The organism is Bacillus sp. FSL K6-1145 (assembly GCF_038003425.1).
In the GTDB taxonomy this organism is placed as follows: Bacteria; Bacillota; Bacilli; order Bacillales; family Bacillaceae; genus Bacillus; species Bacillus pumilus.
In genome coordinates this window covers 3303018-3321817 of sequence record NZ_JBBOPC010000001.1, presented here as the reverse complement: position 1 = coordinate 3321817, position 18800 = coordinate 3303018, and the positions used below count along the sequence as shown (strand labels likewise).

The 18800-nt window shown below is 42.1% G+C and carries 19 protein-coding genes; 17 read left to right on the top strand and 2 right to left on the bottom strand.

Annotated features, from left to right (window positions below):
* The first annotated feature begins 141 nt into the window (after positions 1–141).
* The gene (gene pyrG, locus MHH41_RS16895; protein WP_003215143.1) at positions 142–1749 is read left to right on the top strand and encodes a glutamine hydrolyzing CTP synthase; all 1608 of its coding nucleotides are present in this window, start codon (positions 142–144) and stop codon (positions 1747–1749) included.
* 42 nt (positions 1750–1791) lie between these two features.
* On the opposite strand, the gene MHH41_RS16890 is transcribed toward pyrG, so the two are convergent.
* Entirely contained in the window at positions 1792–2322 is a 531-nt protein-coding gene (locus MHH41_RS16890) for a DUF2529 domain-containing protein (RefSeq protein WP_050944447.1), read from the bottom strand.
* Positions 2323–2502: 180 nt separating this feature from the next.
* Here MHH41_RS16890 and MHH41_RS16885 point away from each other — a divergent pair, with 180 nt between their 5' ends.
* The 10 genes from MHH41_RS16885 (at position 2503) to MHH41_RS16840 (ending at position 12893) form a co-directional block, all read left to right on the top strand.
* A complete protein-coding gene (locus MHH41_RS16885; protein ID WP_003214681.1) occupies positions 2503–2877 on the top strand; it encodes a response regulator in 375 nt (124 codons plus the stop codon).
* 178 nt (positions 2878–3055) lie between these two features.
* A complete protein-coding gene (locus MHH41_RS16880) occupies positions 3056–3913 on the top strand; it encodes a class II fructose-bisphosphate aldolase (RefSeq protein WP_003214879.1) in 858 nt (285 codons plus the stop codon).
* 112 nt (positions 3914–4025) lie between these two features.
* A complete protein-coding gene (gene fsa, locus MHH41_RS16875; RefSeq protein WP_003215343.1) occupies positions 4026–4664 on the top strand; it encodes a fructose-6-phosphate aldolase in 639 nt (212 codons plus the stop codon).
* Positions 4665–4911: 247 nt separating this feature from the next.
* Positions 4912–6201: a UDP-N-acetylglucosamine 1-carboxyvinyltransferase gene (locus tag MHH41_RS16870; RefSeq protein ID WP_003214820.1), complete on the top strand. Its 1290-nt coding sequence runs from the start codon at positions 4912–4914 to the stop codon at positions 6199–6201.
* Between the two features lie 32 nt (positions 6202–6233).
* Positions 6234–7199: a class II fructose-bisphosphatase gene (glpX, locus tag MHH41_RS16865; RefSeq protein WP_003214904.1), complete on the top strand. Its 966-nt coding sequence runs from the start codon at positions 6234–6236 to the stop codon at positions 7197–7199.
* A gap of 364 nt (positions 7200–7563) precedes the next feature.
* Positions 7564–8847: a transcription termination factor Rho gene (gene rho / locus MHH41_RS16860; protein WP_003215202.1), complete on the top strand. Its 1284-nt coding sequence runs from the start codon at positions 7564–7566 to the stop codon at positions 8845–8847.
* Between the two features lie 130 nt (positions 8848–8977).
* A complete protein-coding gene (gene rpmE, locus MHH41_RS16855; RefSeq protein ID WP_003215407.1) occupies positions 8978–9178 on the top strand; it encodes a 50S ribosomal protein L31 in 201 nt (66 codons plus the stop codon).
* An 87-nt stretch (positions 9179–9265) separates the two neighbouring features.
* On the top strand, positions 9266–9868 hold the full coding sequence (locus MHH41_RS16850) for a thymidine kinase (protein WP_003214626.1): 603 nt from the start codon (positions 9266–9268) through the stop codon (positions 9866–9868).
* 279 nt (positions 9869–10147) lie between these two features.
* Positions 10148–11848 (top strand): oxaloacetate-decarboxylating malate dehydrogenase, encoded by a 1701-nt coding sequence (gene malS / locus MHH41_RS16845; RefSeq protein WP_003215037.1) that lies wholly within the window; start codon positions 10148–10150, stop codon positions 11846–11848.
* Between the two features lie 88 nt (positions 11849–11936).
* A complete protein-coding gene (locus tag MHH41_RS16840) occupies positions 11937–12893 on the top strand; it encodes an AEC family transporter (protein WP_003214757.1) in 957 nt (318 codons plus the stop codon).
* A 35-nt stretch (positions 12894–12928) separates the two neighbouring features.
* On the opposite strand, the gene racA is transcribed toward MHH41_RS16840, so the two are convergent.
* Positions 12929–13477 carry a chromosome-anchoring protein RacA gene (gene racA, locus MHH41_RS16835; RefSeq protein WP_340866577.1) on the bottom strand — a complete coding sequence of 183 codons (549 nt, stop codon included), beginning with the start codon at positions 13475–13477 and terminating at the stop codon, positions 12929–12931.
* A gap of 210 nt (positions 13478–13687) precedes the next feature.
* On the opposite strand from racA, the gene prfA reads away from it, so the two are divergent.
* The 6 genes from prfA (at position 13688) to MHH41_RS16805 (ending at position 18747) form a co-directional block, all read left to right on the top strand.
* Positions 13688–14755, top strand: coding sequence for a peptide chain release factor 1 (prfA, locus tag MHH41_RS16830; RefSeq protein ID WP_050944445.1), 1068 nt, complete (start codon positions 13688–13690; stop codon positions 14753–14755).
* Positions 14745–15629: a peptide chain release factor N(5)-glutamine methyltransferase gene (prmC, locus tag MHH41_RS16825; RefSeq protein ID WP_340866576.1), complete on the top strand. Its 885-nt coding sequence runs from the start codon at positions 14745–14747 to the stop codon at positions 15627–15629. Before prfA ends, prmC begins: the two co-directional genes overlap by 11 nt.
* Positions 15630–15771: 142 nt before the next feature.
* Positions 15772–16251: a hypothetical protein gene (locus MHH41_RS16820; RefSeq protein WP_003214608.1), complete on the top strand. Its 480-nt coding sequence runs from the start codon at positions 15772–15774 to the stop codon at positions 16249–16251.
* Between the two features lie 118 nt (positions 16252–16369).
* Entirely contained in the window at positions 16370–17026 is a 657-nt protein-coding gene (gene spoIIR / locus MHH41_RS16815) for a stage II sporulation protein R (RefSeq protein ID WP_339206217.1), read from the top strand.
* A gap of 63 nt (positions 17027–17089) precedes the next feature.
* Entirely contained in the window at positions 17090–17533 is a 444-nt protein-coding gene (locus MHH41_RS16810) for a GNAT family N-acetyltransferase (RefSeq protein ID WP_340866575.1), read from the top strand.
* Between the two features lie 161 nt (positions 17534–17694).
* On the top strand, positions 17695–18747 hold the full coding sequence (locus tag MHH41_RS16805; RefSeq protein WP_339206213.1) for an L-threonylcarbamoyladenylate synthase: 1053 nt from the start codon (positions 17695–17697) through the stop codon (positions 18745–18747).
* Positions 18748–18800 lie beyond the last annotated feature (53 nt).

Genomic DNA, 18800 nt, shown 5'->3' with positions numbered 1-18800 from the left:
AAGATACGTTCATTTACGCTCCCTTTCATTTATTTGAAAGGGAGCTTTCTTATTTTTCAAGAGATTTAGGGATACACTCTAAAAAGGATGAAGCTGTGCATGTCTAGTCATGCAAGGGTAAAAAAGAGAGGAGCATACGAAATGACAAAGTATATTTTTGTAACAGGAGGAGTTGTTTCCTCACTTGGAAAAGGGATCACGGCTGCCTCGTTAGGCCGCCTTCTGAAAAATAGAGGGATGGATGTCACCATTCAAAAATTCGATCCATATATCAACGTAGACCCAGGGACGATGAGTCCATATCAGCACGGTGAGGTTTTCGTCACAGATGACGGTGCTGAAACAGACCTTGATTTAGGTCACTATGAGCGCTTCATTGATATTAACTTAAATAAGTACAGCAACGTCACAACAGGTAAAATCTACTCTACTGTTCTGAAGAAAGAGCGCCGCGGTGACTATTTAGGCGGAACTGTACAGGTTATTCCCCATATTACAAATGAAATTAAAGATCGCGTGTACCGTGCCGGAAAAGAAACAGGTGCAGATGTGGTCATCACAGAAATCGGAGGAACAGTAGGAGACATCGAATCCCTTCCTTTCCTTGAAGCGATTCGTCAAATGAAGAGTGACATTGGCCGTGAAAACGTGATGTACATTCATTGTACGCTTGTTCCTTACATCCGAGCAGCAGGTGAACTGAAAACAAAACCAACACAGCATAGTGTAAAAGAACTTCGCAGCCTTGGTATTCAGCCAAACGTTATTGTGGTTAGAACTGAAATGCCAATGACCCAAGACATGAAGGACAAAATTGCGTTATTCTGTGATATTGATACAAAAGCTGTTATCGAATGTCAGGATGCAGACACGCTGTACTCTATTCCGCTTGATTTACAAAAACAAGGACTAGACAAGCTTGTATGTGAACATATGAAACTTGATTGCCAAGATGCAGACATGACGGAGTGGACAGCGCTAGTCGATAAAGTGCAAAACCTCTCAAAACAAGTCACAATTGGTCTAGTAGGAAAATATGTTGAATTGCAAGATGCATACATTTCTGTCGTTGAATCACTTCGCCATGCTGGTTATGCATTTGATGCAGACGTTCAAATCAAATGGATCAATGCAGAAGAAGTGACAGCAGAAAATATGGCTGATTTCGCGCAAGATGTAGACGGCATCATCGTTCCTGGAGGCTTCGGAGACCGCGGAGTGGAAGGGAAAATTATTGCTACACAATATGCCCGTGAAAACAAAGTGCCATTCTTCGGAATTTGCTTAGGAATGCAAGTTGCGTCAATCGAATATGCACGAAACGTACTAGGCCTTGAAGGAGCTCATTCAGCGGAAATTGATCCTGAAACAGCATTCCCAATTATTGACCTTCTTCCAGAACAGAAGGATGTAGATGATTTAGGCGGAACACTTCGTCTTGGTCTGTATCCATGTAAATTAAATGAAGACTCCAAAGCATTTGCTGCATACAATGATGAAGTGGTCTACGAACGCCACCGCCATCGCTATGAGTTTAATAATGAATTCAGACAGCAAATGGAAGCGGCAGGATTTGTTTTCTCTGGTACAAGCCCAGACGGACGTCTTGTTGAAATTATCGAGCTGAAGGATCATCCTTGGTTCCTTGCTTCTCAATTCCACCCAGAATTCGTCTCAAGACCGACAAGACCTCAGCCATTATTTAGAGATTTCGTTGGTGCTTCACTGCAAGCATCTGAATCAAAATAAAACAAAAAAACTGCCGAGAATATCATCTTCTCGGCAGTTTTTTTATTCATATTCCTCAACGATTTCTTTCACAGTAAACGATAGAGCGTGGTAGACGTATAAGCATGTCATTAAAGCAGGATAACCGAACCTTGTTCCGTCATCAGCGGGCACAAGCGGTTTCTTGAGCTGAAAATCAATATGGACATCACAAAGCTCTTCAATCATGGACGGCTCCTTTTGTGCCGGCCCGACACCAACAACGGGCGTCCCTTGCGCGTGCAGTTCTTTTACAAGAGATTGAATCTCCTCGTCTTCTGGGTCTGAATAAAATAGCAGCACTCTATCGCTTGGATGAAGCAAGCTGCGCTCCATTTGATCAAGCGGCAGCACTTTCGCACCTGGAAATGGCTCCTTGCTTTCAGTTGCCTCTAGGGCTACAGCAGCCAGTTCATTCTTCCCGTGAAAATAAACAGCATGTCCACTGACAATGGCTTGTGCAAGAAGGCGTGCACCATCCTCGATCGCTTCAGCCTGCTTTTCTCCAATACGTGAAAAAATACCTGATAACTGGGTCGTGAAAATTTTTAACAAGACTGATTTCCTCCTTCGGTCAGATCATTTTATAATAGAATATAAAGAGAATATTAGGAAAAATGCTCAGAAAATGTCGTAAAGTAAACTATTATAAATAAAGGAAATGTGAAAATCAAACAGAATTATTTAACAACAGCTCTTTTTATGGCGAAAAATGAAAGCAATGGGGTGTAACAGATGAATGAGAAAATTTTAATTGTCGATGATCAATATGGTATTAGAATATTATTGAATGAAGTGTTTCATAAAGAAGGCTATCAAACCTTCCAAGCAGCCAATGGACTTCAGGCGTTAGATATTGTGAAAAATCATAGACCAAACCTTGTGCTGCTTGATATGAAGATTCCCGGAATGGATGGAATTGAAATTTTAAAACGCATGAAATTAATTGATGAAGACATCCGTGTCATCATTATGACAGCCTATGGCGAATTAGACATGATCCAAGAATCCAAAGAACTCGGTGCTTTGACGCATTTTGCGAAACCTTTTGATATTGATGAGATCCGAGATGCTGTCAAAGAATACTTACCGCTCGAAACAAACGGTTAGATGGAAATGATTGAATCGAGTCATTCTGTTGCCGATTTGTCGAATAATTGGTATCCTAGATAAGAAGAAGAAAGCGATCTGACTTTGAAAGTTTACATATGGCGAGAAATTCTGGTCATGCTAGGGTGGAGAGCTTTTTTTAGTAAGCAAATTAGCTACATAGGGAGGATTTTTCATCATGCCTTTAGTTTCAATGACAGAAATGTTGAAAGACGCAAAGGAAAAAGGTTACGCTGTTGGACAGTTTAACTTAAATAATTTAGAATTCACGCAAGCGATTTTACAAGCTGCTGAAGAAGAGAAATCTCCAGTTATCTTAGGAGTATCTGAAGGAGCAGGACGCTACATGGGCGGCTTCAAAACAGTTGTCGCAATGGTTAAAGCGTTAATCGAAGAATATAATGTAACAGTTCCTGTTGCGATTCATTTAGATCACGGTTCAAGCTTTGAATCTTGTGCAAAAGCAATCCATGCAGGATTTACTTCTGTCATGATCGACGCTTCTCACCATCCATTCGATGAGAACGTAGCAACAACTGCAAAAGTAGTTGAGCTTGCACATTTCCACGGTGTATCTGTAGAAGCTGAGCTTGGAACTGTTGGCGGACAAGAAGACGACGTCATCGCTGAGGGCGTTATTTATGCTGATCCAAAAGAGTGCCAAGAGCTTGTAGAACGCACTGGCATTGACTGCCTTGCACCTGCATTAGGTTCAGTACATGGTCCATACAAAGGTGAACCAAACCTTGGTTTCACTGAAATGGAAGAAATTGGTAAAATGACAGGTCTTCCACTTGTTCTTCATGGCGGAACAGGTATCCCAACTGCTGACATCAAGCGCTCAATTTCACTTGGTACAGCTAAAATCAATGTAAACACTGAAAACCAAATTGCTTCTGCGAAAGCAGTACGCGAAACACTTGCTGCAAAAACAGAAGAGTATGATCCACGTAAATATCTTGGACCAGCTCGTGACGCAATTAAAGCGACTGTTATCGGCAAAATGCGTGAATTTGGTTCTTCTAACCAAGCATAATTTGATGAGAACCGAAAGCCGCCTGAGTCACAGGCGGTTTTCTCCATATCTTGAGAAAGCGCAATCAAAATTTACATTTCAGACAATTTATTGATAGGAGAGTGGCACGGTTATGTTATTTTTCGTAGATACAGCGAATATCGCAGACATCAAAGAGGCGCACGAGCTTGGCATTTTAGCAGGCGTCACAACAAACCCTAGTTTAGTAGCGAAAGAAAAGGACGTATCATTCCACGACCGTCTTCGCGAAATCACTGACGTGGTATCAGGTTCTGTCAGTGCGGAAGTCATTTCCCTCAAAGCAGAAGAAATGATTGAAGAAGGAAAAGAGCTTGCTGCCATCGCACCAAATATCACGGTTAAAATCCCAATGACAACAGATGGTCTTAAAGCTGTCAAAGCGTTAACAGACCTTGGAATCAAAACAAACGTCACTTTGATTTTTAGTGCAAACCAGGCACTTCTTGCAGCTAGAGCTGGTGCGACGTATGTCTCTCCATTCCTCGGCCGCTTAGATGACATTGGCCAAAATGGTCTCGATCTCATCAGCGAAGTGAAAACCATTTTTGATGTTCATGGCTTAGATACACAAATCATTGCTGCATCCATTCGTCATCCGCAGCACGTGACAGAAGCTGCACTTAGAGGTGCTCATATCGGCACAATGCCGCTGAAAGTCATCAAGCAGCTGACGAAACACCCATTAACGGATGCGGGCATTGAGCAATTTTTAGCAGATTGGAATAAATAAGTGATTGTGGCAGGCGGGATTGTCTCCTGTTTGCCGCAGTTTTCCTTAAAAACGCTAAGAAATGTTTTGTGCAAAGAAGAGAACATCACAGCCTCGCAAAGCTTCGATTATTTTTCTTCCGACAAATTTCGTTTAACCTGTATTCTTTCTCTTGATATTGGCTAAATTTTGGACAAGACCTTTTAAAGCGCGACATCCACAAACAGTATAACTCCAACAGTGATCTTCTTTAAGAAGGGAGACAAATATGGAAAAGTTAAACATTGCCGGCGGTGACCCCTTACGCGGGACCGTACATATTAGTGGTGCGAAAAATAGTGCAGTGGCACTGATTCCTGCCACGATTCTCGCTGATTCTCCAGTAACGATTGAGGGCCTTCCGCATATTTCAGATATTGACACATTACGAGATCTGTTAGAAGAGATTGGCGGAAAGGTCACGTTTGAAAAAGGTGAAATGGTTGTCAATCCTGCTTCCATGATCAGTATGCCTCTTCCTAATGGGAAAGTGAAGAAACTGCGTGCGTCTTATTATTTAATGGGCGCTATGCTGGGAAGATTCAAGCAGGCTGTCATTGGGCTGCCAGGAGGGTGCCACTTAGGACCTAGGCCGATCGATCAGCATATCAAAGGCTTTGAAGCACTCGGAGCCGAGGTGACAAACGAGCAGGGTGCCATTTATTTGCGCGCTGAAAAATTAGTCGGAGCCCGTATTTACCTTGATGTGGTCAGTGTAGGTGCGACCATCAATATCATGCTGGCAGCCGTACTGGCTGAAGGAAAAACGGTCATTGAAAATGCCGCAAAAGAACCCGAAATTATTGATGTAGCGACACTGCTTGCAAGCATGGGAGCCAAAATCAAAGGTGCGGGTACTGATGTGATTCGAATCGAAGGTGTAGAATCTCTTCATGGCTGTAAGCATTCCATCATCCCTGACCGTATAGAAGCAGGCACATTTTTAATTGCTGGTGCTGCGATGGGAGATGAAGTTGTACTTGATAATGTGATCCCAACTCATTTAGAATCAATTACGGCGAAACTTAGAGAGATGGGGTTCACCATTGAAACGAGCAACGATCAGATGCTGATCGTTGGCAGAAACGAAGGACTCAAGCCTGTCGATATCAAAACCCTTGTGTATCCGGGCTTTCCGACGGACCTTCAGCAGCCGATGACGGCGCTGTTAACAAAGGCGAAAGGCACGAGTGTGGTCACAGATACGATCTACTCAGCCCGCTTTAAGCACATTGACGAATTGCGCCGAATGGGTGCAAACATGAAGGTCGAAGGAAGATCTGCCATTATCACTGGACAAACGCAGCTTCAAGGAGCAAAAGTGAAAGCAAGTGACCTGCGTGCAGGTGCTTGTCTCGTCGTTGCAGGGCTAATGGCAGACGGTGTGACCGAAATCACAGGGCTTGAACATATAGACAGAGGATATAGTTTGCTTGAGAAGAAGCTTGAAGGCTTGGGTGCAACCATCTGGCGTGAAAAGCTGAGTGACCAAGAAATAGAAGAACTTCAAAATTCATAAGGCTTTGACTGTGAGAGGAGATTTGGACAAAAATGGAAAGAAGTTTATCGATGGAACTAGTACGGGTGACAGAAGCAGCCGCATTAAAATCTGCTCGTTGGATGGGAAGAGGATTAAAAGACGAAGCGGATGATGCTGCAACAAGTGCAATGCGTGATGTATTTGATACCATTCCGATGAAAGGAACAGTGGTCATTGGCGAGGGGGAAATGGACGAAGCACCAATGCTTTATATTGGGGAAAAGCTTGGGAACGGATACGGACCTCGCGTGGATGTAGCTGTTGATCCATTAGAAGGAACAAATATTGTGGCAAGTGGCGGCTGGAATGCCTTAGCTGTTATTGCAGTTGCAGATCATGGCAACTTGCTGAATGCACCTGATATGTACATGGATAAGATCGCAGTAGGTCCAGAAGCGGTAGGCTGCATCGACATTGAAGCGCCTGTCATTGACAATCTTCGCGCTGTAGCAAAAGCAAAAAACAAAGATATTGAAGATGTGGTTGCAACGATTTTAAACAGAGATCGACATGAGAAAATCATTGCTGAACTGAGAGAAGCAGGAGCAAGAATCAAACTGATCGATGATGGTGACGTTGCAGGAGCCATTAATACAGCATTTGATCATACAGGTGTTGATATTCTATTTGGTTCAGGCGGAGCGCCCGAAGGTGTCCTTTCTGCTGTTGCGTTAAAGGCACTTGGTGGTGAAATCCACGGAAGGCTTCTTCCTCAAAGTGAAGAAGAATTAAGACGCTGTGAGAAAATGGGGCTAGATGTTGGCAAAGTCCTAAGAATGGAAGACCTCGTGAAAGGCGACGACGCCATTTTTGCAGCGACTGGTGTAACAGACGGTGAGCTATTAAAAGGTGTTCAATTCAAAGGCTCTGTTGGAACAACACATAGCGTTGTTATGCGTGCGAAATCAGGTACAGTTCGTTTCGTAGACGGCAGACATAGCTTAAAGAAAAAACCGAATCTTGTCATTCGTCCGTAATCTGAAAGCGGGTATTTATTACCCGCTTTTCATATAGGTGTCAAATGTATATCATTTTCTTTTTAAAGTTGAATATTCTCTGCAAATGAGGTAAAACTAAAGAGTGCTGCGAAATTTTCTGCGAATTTACTTCTTTTAAGCTTCAACAAGTTTAAATACTGCCGCATCATGACGATATACTCATTATCCTTCTCTATGTTGACAAAGCTCGAGTTCACATTGTTCCTATCTTTACGATAAAACGAGTGGGAGCGTTACCATGAGAGCGAGGTCATTCCAACAAAAACGGAATTAAAAGCTAATCAAATACAATGGTCATGCATTTGTAATGAAATACATTGACTAGAAAAGTGTGGTGTCCATATTGAAAGATGTTTCGATTTCATCTTTGGAAAATATGAAATTAAAAGAGCTGTATGAGCTAGCAAAAAAGTACAAAATCTCTTATTACAGCAAACTAACAAAAAAAGAATTAATCTTTGCCATCTTAAAGGCGAACGCTGAGCAAGAGGATCTTTTATTTATGGAAGGGGTTCTTGAAATTATTCAGTCTGAGGGATTTGGTTTCTTAAGACCAATTAACTACTCCCCAAGTTCTGAAGACATTTATATTTCAGCTTCACAAATCAGACGCTTTGATTTACGAAACGGAGATAAGGTGTCTGGAAAGGTACGACCTCCAAAAGAGAATGAACGCTACTATGGACTCCTTCATGTCGAAGCGGTAAATGGGGACGACCCAGAATCAGCTAAGGAACGTGTTCACTTTCCTGCACTCACGCCGCTATTCCCTGATCGTCAAATGATTCTTGAAACACAGCCTAATCACCTGTCTACTAGAATTATGGATATGATGGCGCCAGTTGGGTTTGGGCAGCGTGGTTTAATTGTTGCACCGCCTAAGGCTGGGAAAACCATTTTGCTCAAAGAAATTGCCAACAGCATTTCTGAAAATCATCCAGAGTCAGAGCTGATTGTCCTTTTAATTGACGAACGCCCAGAGGAAGTAACAGATATCGAACGTTCTGTTGCAGGGGATGTTGTTAGTTCAACCTTTGACGAAGTACCGGAAAACCACATTAAAGTAGCAGAGCTTGTATTAGAGCGTGCCATGCGTCTTGTCGAACATAAGAAAGATGTCATCATCTTAATGGACAGCATCACAAGGCTTGCTCGTGCGTACAACCTTGTCATCCCGCCAAGCGGCCGAACGCTTTCCGGCGGTATTGATCCAGCGGCTTTCCACCGTCCAAAACGCTTCTTTGGTGCTGCGCGTAACATTGAAGAAGGCGGAAGCTTGACGATTTTAGCCACTGCGCTCGTTGATACGGGATCACGTATGGATGATGTGATTTATGAGGAATTTAAGGGAACGGGGAACATGGAGCTTCATTTGGACCGCTCTCTTGCAGAAAGAAGAATTTTCCCAGCGATCGACATTCGTCGTTCTGGTACGAGAAAAGAAGAACTGCTTGTACCAAAAGAGCATCTTGATCGTTTATGGGCGATGAGAAAATCGATGTCAGATACACCTGACTTTGCTGAGAAGTTCATGCGCAAAATGAGAAAAACAAAGACAAACCAAGAATTTTTCGATATTTTAACGCAAGAATGGAAACAAGCGAACATGTCTGCATCAAGAAGATAGCTTGTTGAAAAAATACATTTGCAATCATAGACTCACACTGTTATAATTTCATCATGTGCGTTTCAGAATTTATTCTGAGATATTAACTCTGTTTCCGAATTGGATTCAGGGCGGAAGGAGATGACAGTAGATGAAAACAGGAATTCATCCTAACTACAAAAAAGCTACAGTCAAATGCGCTTGTGGAAATGAGTTTGAAACTGGATCAGTAAAAGAAGAGGTACGCATCGAGATTTGCTCTGAGTGCCATCCTTTCTATACAGGCCGTCAAAAATTCGCTTCTGCTGATGGACGTGTTGACCGCTTTAACAAAAAATACGGTCTTAAGTAATAATAGATACAATAAACAGGCAGGAATCCGTTCTTGCCTGTTTTTTTACGTGGATTGATGGAACTTTAAAACGGGGGAGAAGACCTTATGTATGTGATGAAACAAAGCGGTTGGCTTGAAGTCATCTGCGGAAGTATGTTTTCTGGAAAGTCGGAAGAATTGATTCGGAGAGCCAAAAGGGCCACCTTTGCCAAACAAGAAGTAAAAATATTCAAACCAGCGATTGATAACCGATATAGTACAAGCTCAGTTGTTTCACATAACGGTTCATCGGTCGATGGGATTGCAGTAGCCTCACCAAAAGACATAATAACGCACATATCAGAAAGAACCGATGTCATTGGCATAGATGAGGTGCAATTTTTTGATGAGACAATCATTGACATTGTCACTCAATTGGCTGATAAAGGTTACCGAGTCATTGTTGCAGGCCTTGATCAAGACTTCAGAGGAGAGCCATTTGGTGTTGTTCCGCATTTAATGGCATGTGCAGAGCTTGTAACAAAACTTCAAGCAGTTTGTTCGGTATGCGGCTCCCCAGCGAGTAGAACACAACGCTTGATCGACGGTAAACCCGCCTCCTATGATGATCCCATAATTTTAGTAGGTGCGCAGGAATCATACGAAGCACGATGCAGACATCACCATGAAGTACCAAGACTTGACGTTGGTACAACACTTGACAATTAAAAAAATAGCAAATGCCGCTGTGTTTCGTTTTTCGAGATTTTGGCTGAACACCCATCATTTGTACTTAAATAAATTAAATAACGCTACGAAAAAATTATCTAATTTTCAACGCTTGCGTTTTAGTATAAGCAGGCATAAAATGACTAACTGTAGTGTAAAGCATTTTAACGAAAAGTTCGATTTCTTGTCATAATTTTTTTGATTAAGGATTATTCTCCTTAATCGTTCTTTAAATTAATAGTTCACTTTATTTATATTTTAGAAAGAGGGTAGTTTTTGATGAACAACGTGAAGAAAACAAAAGAAGGGTACCTCGAAACCACTTTGACAGGTAAAGATGTATTATCGATTCCAACGTTGAACAAAGGCGTTGCTTTTTCTGAAGAAGAAAGACAAGAGCTTGGACTAGAAGGCTTACTTCCTCCAACTGTTCTCACTTTAGAACAACAAGCGGAGAGAGCGTACAAGCAATTCCTAGCACAGCCAGATCGTCTTCGTCAAAACGTATACTTAAGTGATTTGCAAAACCGTAACGAAGTATTGTTCTATAAGCTTATATCAGACAAGCTTCGTGAAATGCTTCCTGTTGTGTACACACCAACTGTTGGTGAAGCGATTCAAGAATACAGCCATGAATACAGAAGACCTCATGGTGTCTATCTTTCAATCGAGAACATTGACGGCATTGAGAAAGCATTTGAAAACTTACATGCAACAGCAGGAGATATCGACTTGATCGTAGCAACTGACTCTGAGAGCATTCTTGGAATTGGTGACTGGGGTGTTGGTGGTATCAACATCGCAATTGGTAAATTAGCTGTTTACACGGCTGCTGCAGGTATTGATCCAAGCCGCGTGATTCCAGTCGTATTAGATGTTGGAACAAACAATGAAAAATTATTGAATGATCCATTATACATCGGAAACCATCACAAACGTGTACAAGGTGAAAAATACGAAGAATTCATTGATGCATATGTAAAAGCAGCGCTTAAATTCTTCCCGAAAGCATTGCTTCACTGGGAAGACCTTGGAAACAAAAATGCGCGTAACATCATGAAAAAATACAATGATAACATCTTAACATTCAATGATGATATTCAAGGTACTGGTGCCATTACTTTAGCGGGTGTTCTTGCAGCTGTCAAGAAAACTGGTACTCAATTGAAAGATCACCGTGTGATGATCTTCGGAGCTGGATCAGCTGGAATCGGAATCGCAGATCAAATGCGTGACACAATGGTTCTTGAAGGTCTAAGTGAAGAAGAAGCAAACAATGCTTTCTGGACATTAGACTACAGAGGATTACTGACAGATCAATTCGAAGATGAAGTGTTTGATTTCCAAAAACCATACCTTCGTTCTTCTGATGAAGTAGAAGGCTGGGCACGTGATGAAAAAGGGCAAATCTCATTTGCTGAAACTGTTCGCAGGGTGAAGCCAACGATTCTAATTGGTACATCAGGTCAAGGCGGTGCATTCACTGAAGAAATCATTAAAGAAATCGCAGCACATACAGAGCGTCCAGTGATCATGCCAATGTCTAACCCAACACCACTTGCGGAAGCTGTTCCAGAAGATCTATTCAAATGGACAGACGGCCGTGCACTTGTTGCGACAGGAAGCCCGTTCGAAAACGTTGAGTATAACGGAATTGAACATGAAATTGGACAATCAAACAATGCGTTCGTTTTCCCTGGACTTGGTCTTGGCTCAATCGTAACGGAATCAAAAATCATCACAAAAGGCATGTTCGTTGCTTCTGCAGATGCGATTGCTGAAATGGTTGATCATGATAAACCAGGTGCTGGTCTTCTTCCAAGCATTGATAAATTGCAAGAAGTTTCTATCAAAGTGGCCATTGAAGTGGCAAAAGCAGCAATTAAAGATGGTGTCGCAAGAAGAACGCCTGACGACATCGAACAAGCTGTGAAAGATGCAATGTGGATTCCTGAATATAAAAAAATTGTAAGAGCATAATAAATTGTGTAACGCGGCATTGTTTAGGGTAATTTAAACAATGCCGCAATAAATAGAAACTTGTAAGGATTTAAGGAGGAAGAGTAAGGTGGACTTTTTAAATATTTTGATCCTCCTAGCACCGATTTTTTTCGTTATCGCGCTGGGTTGGTTCGCAGGACACTTCGGTAGCTATGACGCTAAATCTGCAAAAGGTGTAAGTACACTTGTGACAAAGTATGCTTTGCCAGCGCACTTTATCGCCAGCATTCTGTCAACACCAAAAGATAAATTCTATAGTCAAATTCCATTTTTCGTTGCATTGATTTTAGGAATCGTAGGTTTTTATATCATTATCCTTCTTGTTACGAAATTTGCTTTTAAATACGATTTAACAAATTCATCTATTTTCTCGTTAAACTCAGCTCAACCGACCTTTGCATTTATGGGGATTCCAGTCCTAGGCAGTTTATTTGGGGCTCAAGAAGTTGCAATTCCGATTGCAATTACCGGAATAGTTGTAAATGCAATGCTTGATCCAATTGCGATTATTGTGTCAACTGTCGGTGAAAAAACAAAAGGAAAAGCCAAAGACGGCGAAAGTTTCCTTAAAATGACGACGAAAGCTATTTTGCACGGTTTATCAGAGCCGCTTGCACTTGCACCACTAGCAAGTATCATTCTTGTTCTTTTAGGATTTAAACTTCCTGAAATTGGACATGAAATGTTAGAGGAAATTGGAAGTGTTACGTCAGGGGTTGCGCTATTTGCAGTCGGTGTCACTGTTGGTATCCGTAAAATTAAATTAAGCCTACCAGCATTCAGTATCGCATTGCTAAAAGTAGCTGTACAACCATTGCTTATGTATTTTATCGCCATTTTCATGGGTCTTTCGGCTGATGAAATTACAAAAGCTGTATTACTTGTTGCCTTCCCAGGTTCAGCTGTTGCAGCCATGATCGCAACCCGATTTGAAAAACAAGAAGCAGAAACTGCATCCGCATTTGTGATCAGTGCAATCATGTCATTAATTTCATTACCGATCATTATTGCACTTACCTCATAATAAAGTAGAAAGGCTGCCTCATGAGGCAGCCTTTCTTAGCGAAATGAATGAAACAGAGGGAAGAGCGCACGCTTTTTTTTGATGTTAGTGTGCGTGATTTCCTTTTTTTCTTCTATTTGAGAGGGTTGTTTCAAGCTCGCAGCAAGACGCTCAAGTTTAGTGGTGAGATCTTCAATTTCTCTACGGTGCTGGAGCAGCTGATAGGATACACCTTCATCTGCTTTTTTAGCCAGTTTCCGTTCGAGTTCTTGCAGCCGTTTTTCTACATCAGTGCTGTGCAATTGCTGCTGAATGAGCTGATTCACCTGCTTTTCCAATGCTTCGATCCGCTTTGTGGAGGCAGCAGTTTCTGCAGCAGGCGATAACTGTTGAACGGTTTCCGTGTGGATTGGCAGTCGAATGTCTTGAAGGATCACACCTTCACTCATTTGGTGTTTGACTTCTTTGAGAAGCTGTACAATATCTTCATGAAATTCATAATGTCCAAGTTCATTCCGGGCGACAGGGATGTTGAGCTGTTTAACCCAACGCTGAATCGTTTTTGAAGAAACGCCAATTTCTTTTGCAACCTCATTTGTATTCAAACCAAATGCCCTCCCTTTTTTCAATTATAAGTACCATTCTCTTCAAGAAGGAACTGTTCCTTCACGTTAGACAAAACAAGTAACCAATCGCCAAAGATCGTGTTTTCTAGTGGGAAATTGCAGAAAATCAATTGTTTTGGAAATTTTTTTGACTGTCATACCCCGCTATACTATAATTAGACTGTTACGCACAAAACAGAGGTGAAGACCATGTTAGACCGTTTAAAATCAATTGAAGAACGCTATGAAAAGCTAAATGAATATTTGAGTGACCCTGAAGTGGTGAACGACCCTAAGAAGCTTCGTGAATATTCGAAGGAACAATCTGATATTCAAGAAACTGTTGAGGTATATAGACAATATCGTGCGGCATACGACCAGTTGAGCGAAGCGAAAGCAATGCTGGAAGAAAAGCTGGATGCCGAGATGCGCGACATGGTCAAAGAAGAAATTTCAGAGCTCACAGAGGAAACGGAACGTTTAGAAGACGAGCTGAAAATCTTGCTGATCCCGAAAGATCCGAATGACAACAAAAACGTTATTGTGGAGGTTCGTGGTGCAGCAGGAGGAGAAGAGGCCGCGCTTTTTGCTGGAAATCTTTACCGTATGTACAGCCGTTATGCTGAAATGCAGGGCTGGAAAACAGAAGTAATGGAAGCGAATGTGACTGGAACTGGCGGTTATAAAGAGATTATCTTTATGATTAGCGGGAAAGGCGCATATTCTAAACTAAAGTTTGAAAACGGTGCACACCGCGTGCAGCGTGTTCCGGAAACGGAATCAGGCGGACGGATTCATACATCAACAGCGACAGTTGCTGTCTTGCCCGAGGCTGAAGAAGTTGAAATTGATATCCACGAAAAAGACATCCGTGTAGATACTTTCACATCAAGCGGACCTGGCGGACAAAGTGTTAACACAACCATGTCTGCTGTTCGATTAACTCACCTTCCAACAGGCGTGGTTGTTTCCTGTCAGGATGAGAAATCACAAATCAAAAACAAAGAAAAAGCCATGAAAGTATTACGTGCGAGAATTTATGATAAATTCCAGCGTGAAGCACAGGCTGAATATGATCAAACGCGTAAATCTGCTGTTGGAACAGGGGATCGTTCAGAGCGTATCCGTACGTACAACTTCCCGCAAAACCGTGTAACAGACCACCGCATCGGATTAACGATTCAAAAGCTTGATCAAATTTTAGAAGGAAAACTTGACGAGGTCATAGATGCATTAATTATGGAAGACCAAGCAAGAAAGCTTCAAAATGCAAAATAATCAGCGTACCAACTTTGAAGCCCTTAAATGGGCTTCTTCTTTGTTAACGGAAGCCGGTAGAGACCAAAACGCAGCAGAGCTCCTTTTGATGCATGTACTGGACTTAAGCAGAAGTGAACTTCTTGCACGTTTTCATGATCAGCTGCCAGAGGAGCAAGATCGGTTATTCAGCGAGTTTGTCACGCAGCACAAGAAAGGGGTGCCTGTTCAGCATCTAACAGGTATTGAATTTTTTTACGGCCGTCCCTTCGAGGTGAACAAACATGTTCTCATTCCTCGCCCTGAAACGGAAGAGGTTGTTTTGGCGGCACTGAATTTGATGAGTGACATCTTCCCGCACGATCAGCCGCTCAAAGCAGTAGACGTTGGCACCGGAAGCGGGGCAATTGCGATTACGCTCGCTCTTGAAAAAGAAACACTATCTGTCACAGCAACGGATATTTCACATGAAGCACTTGCGGTAGCAAAGCGGAATCAGCAAGCGCTAGGTGCAGACGTCCATTTTTTACAAGGGGACTTACTCGAACCTATCAAGGATCAGGGCAGCAAAGTGGATCTGTTTATTTCCAATCCACCTTATATTGCGGCAGAAGAAATGGACAGCTTGTCAGAGGTGGTTACGAAGCATGAGCCAGTAAATGCGCTGACAGATGGACGTGATGGTCTGTGGTTTTATAAGCGTCTCATTCGTGATCTTCACCATGTACTTCATAAGCAGTCGGTGGTTGTCTTTGAAATTGGACATACGCAAGGGCAAGATGTAAAAGTACTTCTCTTGCAGTCATTTCCCGCGGCAGATGTCCGCATCGTCAAGGATATTAACGGGAAAGACCGAGCTGTTTGCGCACACATTCAAAACGGAAAGTCCGGCTGAATAAAGTCGGACTATTTTATTATGTAAAGATGAAACTTATGGTAAAAGAGAAACGTATATATAGAAGAATGAACATTCTGATCATGATTTTTTTACATAAATTTGTTTTGAAGGAGCGAATGGTGTGAACAGAAGGTATGCGATGGTGTTGGTCATCGTCAGTGTACTATTAATTGTGAGTGCTTGTGGCAAACCGAGCTTTAAAAAAGAAGCAGCAGCATTTGGAGAAAGCTATAAAAAAGCACAATACACAGTGAATCGAACAGATGACCTAACTGACATGAAGGAGAAGCTGAAGTCTTATTTAACCGAGCATGAATATCAAGAATATACACAAGACAGCATGTTCCCGAGCGTGTTAGAAGCAGCAAAGGATCAAGATTGTCAAATTAAGCTGAAGAAAATTACGTTTACGCCTTCAGATGAAAGCGATGACAGAATTGAATTTAACTATGAAATGATGATTCAATTTATTAATCAGAACGGAAAAGTCAAAAAAGAAATCAAGAAAAAAGGAGCAATGACTGTCATCAAAACAGATGCAGGGTTAAAAATCAGCCGAGATTGGGATGGAAGACTGTACCCTTCCGATTACCAATCCTCACTCCAAAGCCGTTCTTAATGGAACGGTTTTTTTCATTTGACTTATAATCTATTAAAAAAATCATTTTTTCTGTTTATGAGATGGGTTTCCTGGACACAATGTTTGTAGCGAAGAGAAAAAGTGGGGGGAACACATCATGTTTAAAAGTAAAATGATGATTTGTCTTTATATGTTTCTATTATTATGCGGTGCTTTTGCAAACCTTGGCAGAGAGGAGACAGCGGCTGCTTCTGCAAATCAGCCTGTTGTGATACCAGAGGAAGCCATTCGATTACGCATTTTAGCAAATAGTGATCGTTCAGCAGATCAGGATGTGAAAAGAAGCATTCGAGACGAAGTCAATGCCAATATGACAGAATGGGTCAAAGACCTTACATCCATTGAAGAAGCAAGACGTGTGATTCGGTCCAAGCTGCCAGAAATCAATCGCATTGCCAAAGCGAAATTGAAGGAGCAGCACATTGATCAATCCGTATCAGTCAGTTTTCAAAAAGCCTCATTTCCAACAAAGCTCTATGGAAATTTCGTCTATCCTGCAGGGAAATATGAAGCCATTTTAATTACGCTTGGAGAAGGGGATGGAGCCAATTGGTGGTGTGTGTTATTCCCGCCGCTCTGCTTTATCGATTTTTCAAATGGAGAAGCTATCGTATCGCCAGAGGGGGATGAGGATTCCGAAGTGACAGCACAGCAAACAGATGAGTCTGTGAATGAAGTGGTCAAAGAAGAGAAAGAAGAGAAGGGTGAAGTGAAATTCTTTTTATTCGAATGGGTCTCTAGTCTTTTCTCCTAAAAAAGGTATAAATCTGTTTTTGCCTCATAGAGTTGAAGTAAGAGATCAAAAAGAGGTGAAAGCATGTTTTATCAATTAAGAATAGCCACAGAAGAAGATGCCCCAGCGATCAATGCTTTTCTTGAAAAAGGACAAGCGAAAGGCGGCGTCACGCTTGCAGAGCGTACGACATTTGTTGTCATGGAAAATGCAGAAGGTCAGCTGGCAGGGTGTTTAGGTCTTGAACAGCTTAGTGAACAAGAGGGCCTGCTGCGGTCTCTTGTCATATCAGATAAACTAGGTCAGGGACACATCGTATCTTTGTTCCAAAGTGTTCAAACGCTCGGAGGGAAAATAGGTGTGGATACGTTTTATGTCGTCACCAACCACTCCTCCTCACATGACTTTTTGGCATTGATGGGCTTCACGGCTTTAGAGGATATTCCAGAAAGCATGTGGGTATCTGCACATGCAAAAGAGATCTTAGCGAAAGAACAGGCAGTGGTTCTTCAAAAAAAAGCCAGTTAATCACAATATATTGAACTTATACACATACTTATCCACCGTTAAACAAGCGTTATCCACAAATTGTGGACAACGCTTGTTTTATTGATCATCATCTTTTATACTTTCAAAAGGATAATTGAGATATATCAACAGTTTTATCTTTTTTAAAAGGAGTTTGTATGATGTTAAATACAAGAAGGTGGTCTGTGGATTTAGAAAAGAATTTATCCACATACTATCCACAAATTGAACAGGCAGCGTTGTTATTGCAGCAAAACGAAGTGGTCGCTTTTCCGACAGAGACGGTGTATGGACTAGGGGCTAATGCGAAAGAGACAGAAGCTGTCATGAAAATATATGAAGCGAAAGGGCGTCCAAGTGATAATCCATTGATTGTCCACATTGCGGAAATTGAGCAGCTTCATGAATTTGCGCAAATAGAAAGCGAAAAAGCAAAGGCATTGATGGATGCCTTTTGGCCGGGTGCATTAACCATTGTTCTTCCGTGTAAGCCGGGCACTTTATCAAAGCAGGTCACGGCAGGTTTATCCACGGTCGGTGTGAGAATGCCTGACCATCCGATTGCGCTTGAGCTCATCCGAACGGCTGGCCTGCCGATTGCCGCACCAAGTGCCAACCGTTCAGGCAAACCATCACCAACACAAGCTGACCATGTAGCGAGTGATCTCGATGGAAGAATCGCTGGAATTGTCGATGGTGGTTCAACTGGTATTGGCGTTGAGTCAACGGTTGTATCCTGTGTCGACGAGATTCCAGTCATCCTAAGGCCGGGCGGGATTACAAAAGAAGCTTTAGAAGAGGTAGTAGGAACGGTTAGTATTGACCCAGGGCTGACAAAAAAGGACGAAGCGCCTGTATCGCCAGGGATGAAATACACACACTACGCCCCTGAAGCTAAGATGTATCTCTTTTTTGGAAGTGATGAAGAGATGCAGCGTCACATTCAAACATATCAGGCGGAAGGTTTCAAAGTTGGCGTGCTGACAACAGAAGAAAAGAAATCGTTGTTTGCGGCAGATGTTGTTTTCAGCTGTGGGTGGAGAGAAAAACCTGAAACGATAGCGGCGAACTTATATCGTGTACTAAGACAATTTGATGAGACAGATGTAGATGTCATTATTTCAGAATCCTTTTCAGAGCATGGGGTTGGTTCAGCAATTATGAACCGTCTGCAAAAAGCGGCAGGAGGGCGCACTCTCTCTTCATTCAAATAGTTCTAACCCTTCTTGGACAAACATAGGTTAAAGGAGAATGCGTGTCCAAGGGG